The sequence below is a fragment of the Mesorhizobium sp. M1E.F.Ca.ET.063.01.1.1 genome (assembly GCF_003998155.1).
GTDB lineage: Bacteria > Pseudomonadota > Alphaproteobacteria > Rhizobiales > Rhizobiaceae > Mesorhizobium.
Genome location: NZ_RZSC01001324.1, coordinates 1 through 862, shown reverse-complemented (window position 1 = coordinate 862; position 862 = coordinate 1). Strand labels below are relative to the sequence as shown.

Below are 862 nucleotides of genomic sequence, written 5' to 3'. Positions count from 1 at the left end.
TCTGACGGCCGCCAGGAGTGGCTTGCCGGGGCCTCACCGCCAATAGGAACGAGTTCGATCTCATTCAGCAAATCGCCCCGGACGGACAGTTCGTCTTTGACTGTGTGTCCTTGCCGGCTGGATGGCTGGCCTGCCAATCCAGGATCGCTCCGTGCTTCGCAAATCCTCAGTGTCGATTGGACTACATGGTGATCCCACCTCCTCCTGTCCGCCGTTGTTGGTGGACGAGGATCCGTCCATGGAGCGAAGGACGCAGCCGTGGTGTGGTGGGTCAAACAGGCTAATCGTGGCAAACCCACTGCTCGGCCGAAACCACTGCGCAAAGCAGTGAGGCCCGTCTGTGATCCGCCCGTTAGCTGCCAAATGCCTCACGCAGAAAGTCGACGAACACGCGCATCTTTTGCGGCATATGGCGCCGCTGTGCATAGAAGGCGTAGATAGGCTGCTCGACAGGCTCAAGGTCAGGCAGCAGGCGTACCAGCCGGCCCTCGCGGATGTCCTTGTCGACCATAAAGTCTGGGAGCAAGGAATAGCCGTATCCGGTCAGACAGGCGTTCTTGACTGCGCGCGCCGAGTTCATGGTCAGATGTTCGGGAACGTCGAAATGGATCGTCGCACCGTGGTGATTGAACTGGTGCGTACGCCCCCATTCTCCGCTGACCTGTGTGACCGACGGGCAATCCTTGATCTCGTTGATCGATCGCGGCGTGCCGAATTTCTGACAGAAGTCCGGCGAAGCGACGAACACGATTTTCTGCGTCGAAATCTTTTGAGCGATCAGGGATGAATCGCTGAGCGGCCCCACGCGGAGCGCCACATCATAGTGCTCGCCGATCAGGTCGACCAAACGGTTTCAGATATC

General features: G+C 58.7%; 1 protein-coding gene. It reads right to left on the bottom strand.

Annotated features, from left to right (window positions below; translation table 11 throughout):
• Positions 1–352 precede the first annotated feature (352 nt).
• A complete protein-coding gene (locus EOA29_RS38290) occupies positions 353–847 on the bottom strand; it encodes a substrate binding domain-containing protein (RefSeq protein WP_127222507.1) in 495 nt (164 codons plus the stop codon).
• Positions 848–862 lie beyond the last annotated feature (15 nt).